We start from the raw sequence: 15,212 nt of genomic DNA on the forward strand, positions 1-15,212 counted from the left end.
TACACCTTCTGATCTGTTTTTCAGGAGGACGTAATGGAATCCGCAAAAAGGCGTAGTCAGCGAGACTACACGCTGACCTTTAAATTGTCGGTCGTCGACCAGGTCGAAAAAGGCGAGCTGAGTTATAAAGAGGCTCAGGAGCGCTACGGGATTCAAGGCAAAACGACCGTTCTGACATGGTTACGCAAGCACGGTCGTCAAGATTGGAGCCCCGGCACCTACATTGGCTCGCCGAGGATGGGGTCTATGCCCGACAAAAACCGACCATTAACGCCAGAGCAGCGCATCAAAGAGCTTGAAGAGCAGTTGGCGCTGTCCAATCAGAAAGCGCAGTTTTTCGAGGCCGTCGTGGACGTCTTGAAAAATGACTACGGTCTCTCTGTCGTAAAAAAGCGTCCCGGCAAGTCCTCGCGCAAAAACGAATCCAAAACCTGAGCATCAGCAGGGCTTGCCAGTTCATGGGGATAAGCCGACAGGCTTACTACAAACGCAATCGCGCCGATGCTGCTCGTCTGATTCTGGATCAGAAAGTTGCCGATTTCGTTCAGCAAAAGCGCCTGCGGCAGCCGCGGTTGGGCACTAGAAAGCTGCATTACCTGCTGCAATGTCAGCCGCTGCTTGAGCTGCAAGTAGGGCGAGATCGCCTGTTTTCGATTCTGCGCGAACGGCGTTTATTGGTAGCGCGAAAGCGGGCGTATCACAAGACAACCGACAGTCATCATCGCTTTCGACGCCATCCGAACCTGCTCAAACCGGGGCCTGAACAGGTTGTTCCCAGCGGCCCGGAACAGGTTTGGGTGGCTGACATCACCTATCTGCCCACTCAGGAAGGCGTGGCCTATCTGAGCCTTGTGACGGATGCTTTTTCGCGAAAGATCGTGGGCTATCACGTCCATGAAAGCCTGCACACCGAGTCGGTCGCGCAAGCGCTGCGCCGGGCGGTGAAGCACCGTCGAACGGAGCAGCCACTGGTTCATCACTCGGACAGAGGCAGCCAGTATTGCTCGGGAATGTACCAGGAACTGCACGCGAAACACGGCATCAGGTGTTCGATGACGGACGGCTATGACTGCTACCAAAATGCCTTGGCAGAGCGGGTCAACGGGATATTGAAGACGGAGCTTTTGCTCCAGCGACCACAGGATTTAACGCAGGCGAAGAAGATGGTGAGCGAGTCGGTATCGATCTACAACCGCGAGCGTCCGCACCTGTCGTTGAAATACAAAACGCCCGAGGCGATGCATCGGGCGTTAGGGTGAAACAGGTGTAAACCTATTTCAGGACTAGACAGCCTTACCGGATCAGAGCTTGGCTTGCAGCAATGCTTCGAGTTTTTCCTGGTCGCGAGCGAACTGGCGAATACCTTCAGCCAGTTTCTCGGTCGCCATCGCATCTTCGTTGGACAACCAGCGGAACTGCGCTTCATTCAAGCTCAAACGCGCTTCACCGGCATGACCCGGCGCGAGTTTGCGCTCCAGCTTGCCAGTGTCGGCCGCCAGCTTCTCCAGCAGATCCGGGCTGATGGTCAGGCGATCGCACCCGGCCAACTGCTCGATCTGATTCAGGTTGCGGAAGCTTGCGCCCATGACCACGGTCTTGTAGTCGTTGGCCTTGTAGTAGTTGTAGATGCGCGTCACCGACTGCACGCCCGGATCATCCGCGCCGGTGTAGTCGTTGCCGTTGGCTTTCTTGTACCAGTCGTAGATACGACCGACGAAAGGCGAAATCAGAAACACGCCCGCATCGGCGCACGCGGCAGCCTGGGCAAACGAGAACAACAACGTCAGGTTGGTCTGGATGCCTTCTTTTTCCAGGATCTCGGCAGCGCGGATGCCTTCCCAGGTGGAAGCGATCTTGATCAGTACGCGGTCGCGGCCAATGCCGGCTTTGTCATACAACTCGATCAGACGGTGCGCGCGCTTCAATACGGCGTCAGTGTCGAACGACAAGCGTGCATCCACTTCGGTGGAAATGCGACCCGGTATGACCTTCAGGATTTCCTGGCCGACGGCAACGCCAAAACGGTCGCTGGCCAGGCCTACATCACCTTTGCAGTCGTGAACGCAGGCGTTCAGCAACTCGGCATAACCGGAAATGGCTGCGGCTTTGAGCAGCAGGGAAGGGTTGGTGGTAGCGTCCACGGGTTTAACGCGAGCGATAGCTTCGAAGTCGCCGGTGTCGGCAACCACGGTAGTCATTTGTTTGAGTTGTTCCAGCTTGGAGGTCATGGGCGTGCTCTGTCCTATGGGTCTAATGACATTACCCGAGCGCTGACAGCCACTCAAGGGCGCATGTACGTATCGAGGGTCCCTGCGGCAACAACCGGAAAACGGATGTTTGAAAGGCGGGGCACGGTAGTGATGAATACGATGCCAAAACAAGGCACAGGTTCAAAGCGATTGACCGTTGGCATTGCTCGATCAGCGCCAGTGCGTCCACTTCCAGGCCTGCATTTGAGCCATTGCCGTTGTTAAAAAGGGTCGGGTGCAGGCGTTATAAGATGTCAAATAGAGAGGTGCGGATGCCGTGTAATGTGCTGCTGATAAATGGACGCAGTGGATCGGAACATGGCTTCACAGGAGCAACAAGCGTGCGTCAGTGTGGAGGTCGTCGATAACCTGATTCTGGGTTATGTCCTGAAAAAACTGACCGACGTTTTTGAAACGTTGATGGAAGTCTCCAGGCAACACCACCCGGACAATATGCAAGGTTTGCTGGAGATGGGGAGTGTCAAAGGCGCAGCCCTCATTCCCTTCTGGCTGAAACGCGTGGAATCCAGCACACCCCTCCAGGTCTCCCATGTGTTGATCGAGCAAATGAACGATGCGCAGACGTTCAAGCAAGACCAGCGTTTTCAAGCGCAAGTCGTTCTGCTTGATGCGCTGGTGGAGGCATCGCTGGCGATGGACATCGAGCGTTATTCGCAGTTGGACAGAGAAGCCCCTCTCCCATAAAGGGGCACTGATTGACTAGTGTGATTTTAATAATGACTTGACCGCGATTCCCGCAGGTTTTGAAGTCCCGTCCGACGACAAGATCCCAAAACTTCTCTCGCGATCGTTGCCTCCAGAATCGCTGTTCTTCCATTCGTAGATAGACGTCAGCGGTATGTTCAGTTTTTGCGTGTCGCTGATGAACTGGGTGATTCGCGAGGCTTGCCCGGTGGTACCGCCGATGGAGCTGAGCGATGGCACGCCCCATTCGCTGATGACACCCGGCAGATGAAAGTTATCGAGTATGAAGGCTTGAGCATCGCTGATTTGCGCGCTCGACATGCCGTAGGGGTGATAGGACACCGCGCTCAGGCACTTTGGATGGTCATTGATGATTTTGTTCAGTGCGACGGTAGCCTTGGAACCCTGGACAGGTGCCTTTGCAAATCCAAAGCCGATCAGCGGGGTTGAAGTGTCGCGTTTTTGCAGCCCGCTGCACACGGCGTTCATGAATGGCGCAAACGTGACTTCGAAGTCTTGAGTCGGCCAATATTTCGGCAAGTCCGGTTCATTCCAAATTTCGATGGCGACAAGTTGGGTGCGGTATGCGTTGTCCAGGCTGATGACTGAGCGGGCGAATGCCTCACCTGCCGTGGCGAGATCGCTGTCACTGCTGGTTGTCGTGCTGGTCAAAGGTTTGGTTGAGCGGACGGTCATCAATACCGGTAGATCAGCAGTTTTGGCAGCGGCGAAAGCTTCGCTGATCTGCTGTTGATACGACGGGGTGCCCAAGCTGTTGGTCCATACGCCAAAGCGCACGAATCCAAACCCTGAGGCTTTGATCTGTTGGGCATCGTTAGCGGTGAAATTCTGGATTTTTACCTGAACGCCTATTGTCTTGTGGTCTTTCGCCAGTGCTGCAAAAGGCTGCCCGGCGTAAGCAGGACTGGCGGCGAATAGAAAGAGCATGGAAGTTGTAATCAGTCGATAGCGCGTCAAGGTCATTGGCAGTTTTCCTGGTAATCAAGTATATCGTCCCGGTGTTAGTCGAATGAAAGTAACATCGGTCAGTCGATACAGCCATACCCTTAATCGTTTACTTAAAACACGCCATTGTTATTTTTTGTCGGATAAACAACGACAAGAATGCTGTTGTTATTTTTGGTCCAGTTATTCTGGTTGGGCGTTTTTTGTGGGTCATGGTATTTAATACACTTGTAATTTCATGATGGGTCCAGCGCTGAATGCGGGACGATCTTATGGGTTCACTCAACTCCCGCTGCACATTGGCCAATTCGACACTACAACGGGAAGAGTAGCCTTGTTCAAAAAAATTCTTGTCGTTTGCGTCGGCAATATTTGCCGAAGTCCCACAGCCGAAATGTTGCTGCGCAATGCGCTGGAACCTTCAATTTCAGTGACCTCTGCGGGCCTCGCCGCGCGGGTGGGCGAGTCTATGGCGCCTGACGCACTTTCGGTACTGGAAGAACATGGGCGCGCCGCGCCGAACTTTAAAGCACGGCAGATAACAGCGGCCATCGTTAATGAATCAGACCTCGTTCTGGTCATGGAAAAAGAGCATGTAAAAGGCGTGCTCGATATTGCATCACATGCCAGAGGCAAAGTGTTTCTTCTGGGGAAGTGGCAGCGTGAGCGCGAAATAAAGGATCCGTATCGTCAAGGAAAAGCTGCTTTTGTCCATGCCCATGCATTGATTGAAGAGGCTGTTTGCTCATGGGCGCAGCGCCTCGGACGTTGATGGATGATTTTCAGATTAGCAATAATGGTAAAAGAATAGACCTTATGCAGTTACCGTCAGTAATCAGCACCCGGGATAAAGATAGAGACGAGATTGATCTTCTCGGTTTACTCGGCACATTGATTGACCACAAATGGTTAATAGGTGCTATCACCGGTGCGTTCATGGTGACCGGTGCCGCGTATTCGGTTTTATCAGCGCCCGTGTATCTGGCGAACGCGCTGGTACAGGTCGAGCCGAAAAAGAACGACATGTTGGGCTTCTCGGATATCAGCAGCATGCTTGGCGGACAATCGCCAGCGGCTACCGAGATTGGCATCATCAAGTCCCGCGCAGTCATTGGTAAAACGGTCGATGATCTGCGCCTGGATATTGTGGTCACGCCCAACACCTTTCCCGTAGTGGGTGGCTTTCTGGCGCGTCGTTATAAAAGCGCTCCTGATCAACCGGTGTCACCTGCACGCTTTGGGTTGAGCAGTTTTGCCTGGGGCGGTGAGCGCCTCGAGATCGAGAAGCTCAAACTGCCCGATGAGTTGTTGGGCAAGAAGCTGATGCTGATTGCCGGCGAGCAAAACCGGTTCCAGCTGTTTGATGACAACGGCGGTTTGTTGGCCAGCGGTGCCGCAGGCGTTGCTGTCGCAGAGAATGGCGTCGAGATGCTCGTAACGGGGATGGCCGCCAACCCGGGGACGAAATTCGAGGTGGTGCGCAATCCACGTATCGTCACCATTCAAAGTTACCAGGACGCCCTGGATGTCTCCGAGCAAGGTAAGGAGTCGGGCATCATCAGCCTGGCCCTGGCCAGCACCGACTACGCCCTGGCGGTGAAAATACTCAACAAGATATCGACCCTGTATGTGCAGCAGAACGTGCAACGCACGTCTGCCGAGGCGGCCCAGAGTCTGGACTTCCTGCAGGCACAACTTCCTCAAGTCAAAGACGATCTGGTCAAAGCCAGCAACGCGCTCAACAGCTACCAGACTCGCGGCAATACCGTGAATATCTCCCTGGAAACCAAGTCTGTCCTGGAACAGATTGTGGTGCTGGACACGCGCCTCTCGGATTTGAAGCTGCAGCAAGCCGACCTTGATCGAAAATTCACCCGCGAGCACCCGGCATACCGCGCGTTGATGGCTCAGATGGGCGATTTGAACAGCCAGCGCCGAGCACTGGAGAAGAAGGTTCAGGGGCTGCCGGCGACGCAACAAGAGTTGTTGAACCTCACCCGTGATGTCGAAGTGGCAACGCAGATCTACACCCAACTTTTGAACAAATCCCAGGAGTTGGACATCGTGCGGGCCGGTGCGGTCGGCAACGCGCGGCTCATTGATACGGCGGATGTCGACATCACCACCCCGGTCAAGCCACGTAAAATCCTTATCGTGCTTATTGCGACTTTCCTGGGAGCGTTTGTCGGTGTTGCCCTGGTGTTGGTGCGCAAATCCCTAAGCCGAGGACTTGAAGGCCCCGAAGCCATCGAGCAACTTGGGCTGCCCGTTTACGCCTCTATTCCGTACAGCGCGTTGCAGCAGGAAGAGGACACCAAGAAACTCCGGCTGGGCGACGGTAGCCCTAACCAGGGCTTTCTATTGGCGCTGCGTAACCCCACCGATTTGTCCATCGAATCGATACGCAGCCTGCGAACCTGTTTGCATTTTGCGGGGCTGGACGCGACCAACAATCGCATCATGATTTCCGGGCCAAGCCCTCAGGTCGGCAAGACATTTGTCTCCTCTAACCTGGCCGCTGTCATGGCTCAAAGCGGGCAGCGGGTCATCCTGATCGATGCGGATATGCGTAAAGGTCATTTGCACAAGACGTTGGCGACCCCGATCAACAATGGCTTGTCGGACCTGTTGGTCAAACGCTGCAGTCTGGACCAGGCGATCAATAAACTTGAGATCGAAAACCTGCACTTCATCAGCCGTGGCCAAGTACCGCCTAATCCCTCGGAACTGCTGATGCATGCCAACTTCCGAGAGCTGATGGCGGAACTCAGCGAACGCTACGATGTGGTCATCGTCGACACACCACCGCTTTTGGCTGTCACCGATGCGGCCATTGTCGGACGTGAAGCGGCAATCAATCTGATCGTGACGCGTTTTGGCGTTAACCCGGCCAAAGAGATCGAGTTGACCATGCGCCGGTTTGCTCAAAACGGCATCGAGTTGAAGGGCGCCATTTTCAATGGCGTCGAGAAACGGGCGTCCAGTTATTACGGTAATAGCAGCTACGGCTATTACAACTATGAATACGCCTCCGACAAGGCGTGACGCGATTTCTATCTGCCAGGAAATTGAACCGAGCGTGGGGTGAAGCAATACCCACGCTCAGCGCTTTATCGCCTGCGACTACGATCATGGAGATGGATAGATTGTGAAAAAAATACTGCACGTGGCCGAAACGATTAAAGGCGGAGTGGCAACGGTCATTCGTACGATATCGACTCCCCCCGAGGGCGACGCTCGTCAATATGAGTTGGTGTATCTGATCCCGTTCGATCAGAAAAAAGAACTGCACGGTATTGATGAAAAAGACATCAGGACCTTCTCGAGGAATAAGCGGGATGTGATCTCCCTCCTGCGGTTTGCCTGGCAACTGATCCGGGTGATCTTCAAGGAAAAGCCTGATGTCGTGCACCTGCACAGTACATTTTCCGGTGTTATTGGCCGGTGTGTCTGTCTGCTCATGCGTCCATGGCGTGCCCCCAAGATCATCTACTGCCCGCACGCATTTTCTTTCTTGATGGAGAGCTCTCCGGTCAAACAGAAAGTGTATTCACTGGTCGAGCGGCTTTTGCAGAAAGTCACCGACGTCATTATCTGTGTCAGCCAGTACGAAATGGATAAGGCCGCCTCGTTCGGTATCGACCGGCACCGGATGAAGCTGATCTACAACGGTATTCATTACAGAAGCGATGAGAACAAGTCTGGCGAGAGCACGGACATTCAGCTGCTGTTCGTGGGGCGACTCGACTATCAGAAAGGCTTCGATGTCCTGCTGAAGGCGTTTGCTGAAGTCGAGCGAACGGACTTGCGGCTTACGGTTGTGGGGAGTGCGGTCAATGAAGAGTCCGTCGAGTGCCCGGCCATCGATGCCGTGGAATACCTGCCTTGGGTGACGCCTGCGGAAGTCAACGAGCTGTATAAAACAGCCGACGCCCTGATTGTTCCCAGTCGTTGGGAAGGCTTTGCCATGGTGCCGCTTGAAGGCATGGCCATGGGCGTGCCAGTGATTGCCAGTGACTGCACTTCGCTGCCTGAACTGGTGACGGACAACATCACCGGCTACTTGTTTTCGACGGGCGATTACCAGGCGCTGGCCAACATTCTACTGAACATCAAAAAGCAAAAATTGTTCGAGCTCGGGACCGAAAGCCGCAAGAAAGTGCGCGAGCGGTTCAGTGCGACCTTGATGATTCAGCAAACCTACGACGTGTATTCCGCTCAAACTTATTAAGTAGAAATCAAGATGATGAACGTAACTATTTTGCATGGCTACAGTGCGTCCAACTCGGGCGATGGCCTTCTCGTGGATTTGGCAATCGCCTTGGTGCTGCGAAATTTCGGGCCTGACACTTTAATCAACGTAGTTGCGTCGGACCCCCAATCATTTAGTTATCTTCCCTATAAACGGTATGACGCACCTGTCATGGCGGCTAAAGGATTTGGCCGGGTCAAGGAAGCGGTGTTTCTCAACCAGTCTTACACCGCGCTGGCTGATCTGTTGAGCACCTGTGATTTGATTGTAGGGGTCGGCGGTGGGTACATGCGCTCCAAAAGCGCCTTTGAACATATCAAGCTGAAATTGGGGCATGCCAAGCAACTCGAAACGGCCATCTTGAGCAAGGTGCCGTCGGTTTACCTGCCGCAAAGTATCGGTCCGTTCCATGGCCAGAGCAGCAAGATCGTCGAGCACTACGCCAGTGCCGATGCAGTGTTTGTCCGGGACAACCGTTCTTCAGCCATTTTCGCGGCCCATGAAAACGTGTATCGCGCGCCGGATCTGGCGGTCCAGGCGTTGGCCAAGAAGATCCTGCTGCAACCCAAGTTCACCCGCTGTGCAGCTTCGCCGGCCGTAGTTTGCGTGGTGTTACGCAAACCGCCGCAATGGAGCAAAGACAAGAAAGTCGGCTACGTGGCCAATCTGAAACTTCTTCTGCAGCGATTGCGGGCCAAGAGCAAAGTGGTGTGCGCGGTACAAAGCGCCGTGCGCGGCAACGATGACGGAGCTTTTTATCGTGAACTCGGTATTACCGAGGACCTGCTGCCGTTGAAGGCGACGCTGGCCAAGTATCAGCCCGACCTGGTCATTTCCGTCAGACTGCACGGCGCCATCGAGTCGCTGCTGGCCGGCGTACCGGCGTTCCATATCAGTTATGAGCGCAAAGGCTTTGGCGCCTATGAAGACATGGGCGTGGAAGACTGGGTGATCAATGGTGCAGACATCAACGTCGACACCATCATCGACACTGTCTATGCGCCGAATGCTCTGAGCCGATTCGGTAAAAGACTCACGGACACCTGTAAGGAAATCGAAGCCAAAACGCTGCAGATGGACACTATCATCAAAGGGATTGTTCGATGATATTCCGGCTGTTGCTGCGGGGCGGCGCACTCGGCGCCAAGTTTTTGCTGGTGTTGGCCATTACTCATTATCTGGGCTATGACGCATTGGGCTTTTACGGCGTCGTGGTGGCGGCCTCACTGATAGCCTCGAAGTTTTACAGCGTCGGATTCAGTTCCGAGATCAACCGGCTGATCAGTGTTGGCGGCAGTTCGCGAGGTGTCGTCGATAAGGTGCTGATCCTGTACCTGGCTGTGGGTTTGTTGTTGTCGGTGGTAACGGTCACGCTTTACTCATTGATCGGTGATGTCGAGGCGAGTGCTGCGTTGATCGCTTGCGTGACGCTGTTGTTGCTCAGTGAGCATCTGTCCTTTGAAATCAATTCGTTTGTCTTTTCCGCACAGAAAGCCAACTGGGGCGCGTTGCTGTTCTTCATAAAAACCGGGCTCTGGGCTCTCATTGCCGTGGGCGGACTCATGACGGGCGTCGTGTCTTCCATCGCCAGTGTTCTGTGGTTGTGGGTGGTCACCAACGTGCTGGTGATCCTGGCCGGCTACTTCATTGTGGTTAACGTTCACCGGGAGCGGGAGGTCAGTGCCGTCACCACGGTGTCCGTCTGGAAAGCCGGGCTGCCTTTTTATCTGGGCGGCGGCTTGATTGCGTTGAGCCAATACGCCGAGCGCTTTCTTATTCTGGACATCGAGCCCTACGCGAGCCTTGGCAAGTACGTGTATTCCTGGTCCGCCGCCAATACCCTGCAAGCGCTGTCCTACGCGGTTGTTGCTGTCGTCGGCATTCCCGTGCTCGCCAAGCGCTACAAGAATAATCCACAGGCCCTCACGGTTCGGCAGTTGTTCCTGAATCAATGGGTGCTGCGATCCTTGGTGGTTTCCGGCGCCGTGGCGGTGGCGATCTACGCCTTTTTCAACATCCTGCTGGATTATGTCGATGCAGCTGTTCCGCGGCCGGACAACAGGATTTTAGCGGTGCTGATTTTTTCGTTTGCGCTTCGTGCCATTGGCGACATCGTTTGGGGAGGCCTTATCGCTTCGAAGAACAGTCGAGTGTCATTGGCCAGTGCGGCGATCTGCCTGGTGATTTCGCTGCCCGTCAGCTACGTGCTGATCAAGCACTATTCAATCTATGGCGCGGCGTGGGGCAATGTCTTTTCGATTACGGTGCAACTGGTCGTTATTGCGTTGCTGACTCAGTTTGCCCGGACGAAGGGGACTGTGTAATGGCGTTATCCCTGCCTTCCATCGAGTTTCGCGGCAGAAAACTGGATTCGTCCATTTCCTTCCTGATTCTGTTCTGCGGTCTTTTCCTGTCCATTGCGATGCCGCTGTTGATGCACCGCGATCCTGGCCCTGATGCGATGACCTTGTGGACGTCCTACGCTCGCTCGGACAACTGCAACTTCTGGAATCCGTTTTCGCCAGACCGCTCTTCCTACGAATGTTCCGCCTACCTGTTGCGTCCCACCGGGATCAACCTGGACAACGCGTGGGCCTACGGCATGTTGTGCAACTTGTTCCTGACGTCTATCCCGATCTTCATCTTCAGAAGAATACCGCTGACGATCTTTCTGACCCTGTGCCTGTGGGGCGTGGTCAGGTCGTTTTTTCTGGATAACCTGACCAAGGAAATCATTGTTTCGGTGGCGGTCATCGTCATCCTGTTTTTTTCCTTTTCGAAGCGCTACCGGGCGGGCTTTTTTCTTTCTGCGCTGTTCTATGGCGTGCTGATTCGACCCTACTGGATATTGTTTTCGCTGGTCTGGGTCGGTGTGTGCGTGATGAAGAAGCGTGTATCGCGCTTCAGCTTTTTCGTGATGTTGTTCATGTTCTACCTGGTGATTGCCACCGCGATTCAACTGCTGGTCGGTTATTCGGTGTCGTCCATTCGCGCCAGTAACAACGAACAGCGGACCCTGGGGGAGGAGGGCTCGAAGTCATTGATCGTGTCGTGGCTCAGCGGCGGTGACTTCGTTTCCCAGGCTGTGGACTCGATGAGCATCTTCTTCAGGTTGTCGTTCCCGGTGGAGTTGATCCTGTTGTCTGGACTGGGCCAGATCATCTTTGTCGTGCTGATGATGATGACCTCGTTGTTGATCTTCAAAATGATGACGTCGAGTCACTACAAGGGCTCGTTCATCGAACCGAAAGTCAAAGAGCTGATTGCGATCCCGCTGTCGTTTTTGTTGGTGCAGGGCTTGTTCGAGCCTGACTTCGGCTCGTTCGCACGACACTTCTCCATGGTGGTGCCGGTGCTCTTTCTGGGGCTCGGGCTGCAATTGCGCGCAAGAAAACCCGAGCCGGTTGAATCACGGGTCTTGAACTGAGGTTTGTGCTGTATGCAAAGCAAGAAGAAGTCGTTGGAAATAGAAACCCTCAGAGGCCTGGCGTGTTTGCTGTTGGTGCTCTATCACGTGATCGGGCCGTTGGGCGGCGGATTGAAAATAGATTTGGGGTCGCCGTTTCGAGTGCTGGCTGACTCGATGGTGTACGTCCGGATGCCGCTGTTTACCTTCATATCGGGCTACATCTATTCCATCTACAAAATCAGAGGCAATGATTTTTCCGCTTACTGCACAGGCAAGGTGAGACGGTTGATCGTGCCGTTGTTTTTTGTCGGTGTTCCATTTTCGGTGTTGCAGGCTGTCGCGCCGGGTGTGAACAAGGACGTCGGTTTAATCCAGGCCTTGTTGTCGTTTTATGTGCCGGTTAACCATTTTTGGTTTTTGCAGGCGGTGTTCATCATTTTCATGTTTGTCGGTTTTCTTCAGTGGCGTGGGCTGTTGCAGACGACGACGCGGCTGTACCTGTTGTTCCTGTTTTCAGCGGTGGCGTTCTTGTTGCCGCCCTTTGCGGTCGATGCGTTTGGCATTAATGGCGCGTTCTATTTGCTGCCGTTTTTCGTCACGGGGATGATCTGCCACGAAAAGGTCGCGGTGATAAAGCAATCGCTCAAAGTGATCGGGCCGGTGGTGTTTGTGTTGATCTCCATCGCATTGCTCTACATTGCTGCGGTGGACCGCGAACTGATCGTCGATCGCAGAAGCCTTGTCGGATTACTTGTCGGCTGTGCGTCCTGCGTGGCGCTGCTGTCGAGTGACATGCGTTCAAAAGCACTGATCTGGCTGGGCGGATACTCTTACGCGATCTTCCTGTTTCACGTGTTGTTTGCGGCCAGTTCACGGTTCGCGTTCGGTCGTCTGGGCATTACGGACGACAGCATCCTGGTCATCGGCGGAGTGCTCTGCGGACTGTTGGGGCCGGTACTGTTGTCGAATGTGTTCAGTCGTTTCGCCCTGACGTCCATGCTGTTTCTGGGTGAACGCGCGACCGGTAAAAAGACGCCAACACCCGAGTTGAAAGTGTCTCAATCCTGAGCAGCGTTCAGCGGGTGATTTGATAAGGGATGAGCCAATGGCCTATGTCGATGATGTGCGTCCCGTGCCGGCTCCGGTTGTCGAGGTGCGCAGTTCCAGCGAACGACTTGCCGGGCTGGGCAAGGGTAAAGCAGGGGATGTGCTGGACATCTCGGTGATTGGCGACAGCTACAGCGCCGGGCAGGACTTTTATCTGAACGCCCTGACTCAGCGTTTGGCCAAGGATTTCGGTTTCGCCGGGCCCGGTTATGTCGGGTTCAACCACGGCGCCGCGCTCGGCGGTACCAACGTCAAGTACACCCGCAGCAGCGAGAAGTACTTCAGTGGTGATTGGGACGTTTCCAGGCTAGGCCAAGCGAGCCCGGACAGCCGCACCGTGACCGGCCGTGCGGGGGCCTGGCTTGAGGTGGATTCCAGTCGAACGGCCGTGATCGATACCTCTATTGCCCAAGCCAGATTGCTCTATCTGGGCGACGGTAAAACCAATGAGTTGCGCTATCGGTGGTCACCTTCAGACCCTTGGCAGGCGTTGACGATGGCGGGCTCCGGGGTTCAGGAAGTGCAATTGAGCGTCCCCGCCAGCGCGGATTGGGCGTTAAGGCTCGAAGTGGTGAAGGGTGCGCCGACGTTGTTCGGGTTATGGCTGGCCAATAACCGTGGTGGCGTCAGGGTCTCCAAACTCGCCGCTTCCGGCGCCGCTTCCGCTGACTTTTATAAAGACGACAACCAGTGGCAAACCCAGTGGAAGGCCGTTGTTTCAAAGATACCGGCGGACGTGTACCTGATTATGTTGGGCGGTAACGATCAAGGTTTCGGCGTAAAGCCCCAGGACTATCTGGAGAATATGAAAGGACTGGTACGGATGATTCGCGAGATCCATCCGGCGGCGAGCATCAACGTGATTCTGCGTCAGGACACCACGCGATCCAGTGCCTATCCGATGTCGGATTATGCCCGTGTGCTGGAACCCTGGGCACGTTCGCAGAACATCACGTATTCAAGTTTGCAGTGTGCGTTCGGCCCTGACTTCAAACGCTATGCCAGCGACGGGCCGACCCCGATGATCGGCCCGGACAAGATACATCCCATCCCCGGTTCGGGCGGTCGGCTGATCGCCGATCATCTTTATCGACTGATCGTCGGTGGGGTCGAGGAGCAGGGGTGCGCTGGGGGTTTGAAATAATCGTCACCGCTCAAAATGCTCCAGATGACCCAGCAGCTCTGCGGTTTTCAACGGCATCAGATCCGCATCGCAGCGTGTTTCAATCGTGATCACGACAACCGGGTCGCTGTCGTGGGGGCGAACCCGGAATCGCCAGTCGTTGAATATCATTTTAAGTCCGTTGTGCTCCTCGATATCCAGCGCCTGGTGAACGTACAGGCTCTTCAGGTGAGCGAGCAGGGGAAGCAACTCCTTGACCGGGCGAAGGAGATCGCCCGACGAGGGAAACACCCCGATACGCTCCACCAGCAGGCTGGTGCCCAGCCAGGCCATCACTGCGAAGTTGCTCGCCTTCGGTTCGATGTCTGCCGAGCGTTTTGCGGTGGTCATAGTGGCCTGCCTGGATGAATGGGTTCGATGACGGATGCGCAGGGTGAGCAGTGCTTAAAGACCGTTGAGGTACAGCTGCTCATAGCAAAAATTGGTCGCGTCGATATAGCCTTCCGCACCACCGCAATCAAAGCGCAGGCCTTCAAACTTGTAGGCCAGCACGCAGCCATTTTGCGCCTGCTTCATCAGTGCGTCGGTGATCTGGATTTCGCCACCCTTGCCCGGTTGCGTGTCGGCGATCAGGTCGAAGATGTCCGGGGTCAGAATGTAGCGGCCGATGATTGCCAGGTTGGACGGCGCATCCTCAGGGGCCGGCTTCTCGACCATGCTGTTGACCCGGTAGATCCCTTCGGAAATCAGTTCGCCGGCAATGACGCCGTACTTGTGCGTCTGATCACGGGGGACTTCTTGAATGGCCACGATCGAGCAGCGGAATTTTTTGTAGAGCTTGATCATCTGCGCCAGGACGCCGTCGCCTTGCAGGTTCAGGCACAAGTCATCGGCCAGCACGACGGCAAATGGTTCATCGCCGATCAAGGGGCGCCCGCTGAGAATCGCGTGGCCCAGGCCTTTCATTTCGACCTGGCGGGTGTAGGCGAAAGTGCAGGTTTCAATCAACTCGCGGGTGCCGGCCAGAAACTTCTCTTTTTCGGTGCCGCGAATCTGGTGTTCCAGTTCATAGCTGATATCGAAATGGTCTTCCAGTGCACGTTTGCCCCGGCCAGTCACAATTGCCATGTGCTGCAAGCCGGCATCTCGAGCTTCTTCAACGGCGTATTGAATTAAAGGCTTGTTGACGATCGGCAGCATTTCCTTTGGCATTGCTTTGGTAGCAGGCAAGAAGCGCGTGCCATAGCCAGCGGCGGGGAACAAGCATTTACGAATCATAGATATTTCCTGGAAAGTCATTGTTCACAGATCACAAAAGACGGAACTGTGAATATCGATGTAATACAGCGTTTGTACTTTAATACCCCAGCAGTGGTTTCATGGCAATTAGTGGCACGCTTG

General features: G+C 54.7%; 13 protein-coding genes and 1 pseudogene. 10 read left to right on the forward strand and 4 right to left on the reverse strand.

The window, feature by feature from the left end; all coding sequences use genetic code 11:
- Positions 1-33: 33 nt before the first annotated feature.
- Positions 34-1,287, forward strand: a pseudogene (locus tag BLQ41_RS15415) (IS3 family transposase).
- A gap of 14 nt (positions 1,288-1,301) precedes the next feature.
- On the opposite strand, the gene tal reads toward BLQ41_RS15415, so the two are convergent.
- Positions 1,302-2,228: a transaldolase gene (tal, locus tag BLQ41_RS15420; RefSeq protein WP_090182140.1), complete on the reverse strand. Its 927-nt coding sequence runs from the start codon at positions 2,226-2,228 to the stop codon at positions 1,302-1,304.
- Positions 2,229-2,546: 318 nt separating this feature from the next.
- Here tal and BLQ41_RS15425 point away from each other — a divergent pair, with 318 nt between their 5' ends.
- Positions 2,547-2,954, forward strand: a complete 408-nt coding sequence (locus tag BLQ41_RS15425; protein WP_231997025.1) for a hypothetical protein — start codon at positions 2,547-2,549, stop codon at positions 2,952-2,954.
- Positions 2,955-2,969: 15 nt separating this feature from the next.
- Here the strand turns inward: BLQ41_RS15425 and BLQ41_RS15430 are convergent, their stop codons facing one another.
- The gene (locus BLQ41_RS15430; protein WP_090182142.1) at positions 2,970-3,938 is read right to left on the reverse strand and encodes a glycosyl hydrolase family 5; all 969 of its coding nucleotides are present in this window, start codon (positions 3,936-3,938) and stop codon (positions 2,970-2,972) included.
- A gap of 316 nt (positions 3,939-4,254) precedes the next feature.
- Here BLQ41_RS15430 and BLQ41_RS15435 point away from each other — a divergent pair, with 316 nt between their 5' ends.
- The 8 genes from BLQ41_RS15435 (at position 4,255) to BLQ41_RS15470 (ending at position 13,832) form a co-directional block, all read left to right on the forward strand.
- Positions 4,255-4,692, forward strand: a complete 438-nt coding sequence (locus tag BLQ41_RS15435) for a low molecular weight protein-tyrosine-phosphatase (protein WP_090188575.1) — start codon at positions 4,255-4,257, stop codon at positions 4,690-4,692.
- A 44-nt stretch (positions 4,693-4,736) separates the two neighbouring features.
- Positions 4,737-6,965 carry a polysaccharide biosynthesis tyrosine autokinase gene (locus BLQ41_RS15440; RefSeq protein WP_090182143.1) on the forward strand — a complete coding sequence of 743 codons (2,229 nt, stop codon included), beginning with the start codon at positions 4,737-4,739 and terminating at the stop codon, positions 6,963-6,965.
- Positions 6,966-7,068: 103 nt separating this feature from the next.
- Complete coding sequence (locus tag BLQ41_RS15445; protein ID WP_090182145.1) at positions 7,069-8,151, forward strand: glycosyltransferase; 1,083 nt, start codon at positions 7,069-7,071, stop codon at positions 8,149-8,151.
- A 15-nt stretch (positions 8,152-8,166) separates the two neighbouring features.
- Positions 8,167-9,279, forward strand: a complete 1,113-nt coding sequence (locus BLQ41_RS15450; RefSeq protein ID WP_090188580.1) for a polysaccharide pyruvyl transferase family protein — start codon at positions 8,167-8,169, stop codon at positions 9,277-9,279.
- Positions 9,276-10,496, forward strand: coding sequence for an MATE family efflux transporter (locus BLQ41_RS15455; protein ID WP_090182147.1), 1,221 nt, complete (start codon positions 9,276-9,278; stop codon positions 10,494-10,496). Before BLQ41_RS15450 ends, BLQ41_RS15455 begins: the two co-directional genes overlap by 4 nt.
- Complete coding sequence (locus BLQ41_RS15460; RefSeq protein WP_090182149.1) at positions 10,496-11,599, forward strand: hypothetical protein; 1,104 nt, start codon at positions 10,496-10,498, stop codon at positions 11,597-11,599. The genes BLQ41_RS15455 and BLQ41_RS15460 overlap by 1 nt, the downstream gene beginning before the upstream one ends.
- A 12-nt stretch (positions 11,600-11,611) precedes the next feature.
- Positions 11,612-12,649 carry an acyltransferase family protein gene (locus tag BLQ41_RS15465; protein WP_090182150.1) on the forward strand — a complete coding sequence of 346 codons (1,038 nt, stop codon included), beginning with the start codon at positions 11,612-11,614 and terminating at the stop codon, positions 12,647-12,649.
- A gap of 37 nt (positions 12,650-12,686) precedes the next feature.
- Entirely contained in the window at positions 12,687-13,832 is a 1,146-nt protein-coding gene (locus BLQ41_RS15470; RefSeq protein ID WP_090182152.1) for an SGNH/GDSL hydrolase family protein, read from the forward strand.
- A gap of 3 nt (positions 13,833-13,835) precedes the next feature.
- Here the strand turns inward: BLQ41_RS15470 and BLQ41_RS15475 are convergent, their stop codons facing one another.
- Both BLQ41_RS15475 and galU read right to left on the reverse strand, forming a co-directional pair.
- Positions 13,836-14,201, reverse strand: a complete 366-nt coding sequence (locus tag BLQ41_RS15475) for a mannose-1-phosphate guanylyltransferase (protein WP_090182154.1) — start codon at positions 14,199-14,201, stop codon at positions 13,836-13,838.
- A gap of 54 nt (positions 14,202-14,255) precedes the next feature.
- Entirely contained in the window at positions 14,256-15,089 is an 834-nt protein-coding gene (gene galU / locus BLQ41_RS15480) for a UTP--glucose-1-phosphate uridylyltransferase GalU (RefSeq protein WP_090182155.1), read from the reverse strand.
- Positions 15,090-15,212 lie beyond the last annotated feature (123 nt).

It is taken from the genome of Pseudomonas arsenicoxydans (assembly GCF_900103875.1).
Lineage (GTDB): Bacteria > Pseudomonadota > Gammaproteobacteria > Pseudomonadales > Pseudomonadaceae > Aquipseudomonas > Aquipseudomonas arsenicoxydans.